The organism is Alphaproteobacteria bacterium HT1-32, assembly GCA_009649675.1.
Lineage (GTDB): Bacteria > Pseudomonadota > Alphaproteobacteria > Rhodospirillales > HT1-32 > HT1-32.
The window spans coordinates 1-1,253 of record WJPL01000017.1 but is presented as its reverse complement, the minus strand read 5'-3'; the positions used below and the strand labels follow the sequence as shown (position 1 = coordinate 1,253).

Here is a 1,253-nt window from a genome sequence, read left to right as displayed (position 1 = left end):
ACCGAACGGATGAAGTAATCGGAGCTGTCACCTGTCGGATTGTCGCTCGGGTCGGCATACGGCTCGGCTGTGAACACCAGATACTGGAACGGCTGCTCGCAATGTTCCCCAACCGAGATGTTGATCTCAGCTTCCCCGACATTCGTCGAGTTGCCGTAATTGATCGTCGAGGAGTCCAGCGTCCCCTGCCCAACCAGGTTGCCGCCCGCATCATAGGCTCTCCAGGTCCCGACTTCCCCGTCTTCCTCATTATGGAACAGGTTCGAGACCTTCACCGAAGCCGAGGTCGCCGGCGTCTTCAGGTCAACTGCAAGCGCCTGGCTTTCACCGGTCACCGCATTGTGGTTGATCTGGTCCGGAACCGGCATGCCGTTTTCCGTGCCCTCAACGCCAATTCCGTTACCCGTGAAGGTCACCGTGTCGTCAGACAGTGACGGATCAAACTTGCCGTCCCCGTTCTCGAACGACGTACCGAAATCAAAGCCGTAGAGACCAACGTTGCTCCAGCTCGATTCTCCGCCGCCACCCGTCGTCATTGACGCAGGCTCAATCAGCGCATCCTCATCGGTCACCGTGTAGCTGTACGAACCATTCTCGTACATCTTCACCGTGCCATGCTCGCCCTGAAGCTCGATGTAATTCCCGTCCCCGTCAGACTGCACATCGCCCGGGTTCGAGAATGATACCGTATTCGTACCATTCGAGATCGAGGTGATATGGGCGGACGGGTCTGCACCACCCTCATCTGCCGCCAGCTGATCCGTATGAACACCGTCCGTATCCGGATCGATACCTGTCAGCACATTACCCGAGGTGACGTCACCCACATGGTAGGAGACGCTATCCGTATCATCCTCAGCCTGCGGAACATCATCAACGATATTCACCGTGAAGCTCTGTTCCACGGAAACCCCGTCCAGCACGCCCGGATCCAGATCATAATCCGTACCCGCACTGGCCGAAGGTGTGCCGGTCAGACCAAACTCAAGCGGGATCTGGTTCTCACCCGCACCCGCCGGATGATCGAGGCTATCCTGCAGCGTGAAGGTGTAGCTGCCATCTTCATTCAGTTCCACCGTGAACACATCACGGCCATCCGCTGTCGCCTGCAGCGTGTTGGTTGCTGCATCCCAACTGTAGGTGACCGGCTCACCTTCGCTCGTCAGGCCGGCCGGGCCTGTGATCTCGAAGGTCAGGTCGCTGTAGCCAAGAGCTGTCGGCGCACCATCTGCCGGGCCATCCGCACCGTAATC

At 58.4% G+C, this 1,253-nt stretch carries 1 protein-coding gene; it reads right to left on the bottom strand.

Going from position 1 to position 1,253, the window contains the following annotated elements:
* Positions 1 to 1,253 (bottom strand): hypothetical protein (locus tag GH722_20650; GenBank protein ID MRG74172.1); only part of this gene is annotated, 1,253 nt, incomplete at both ends.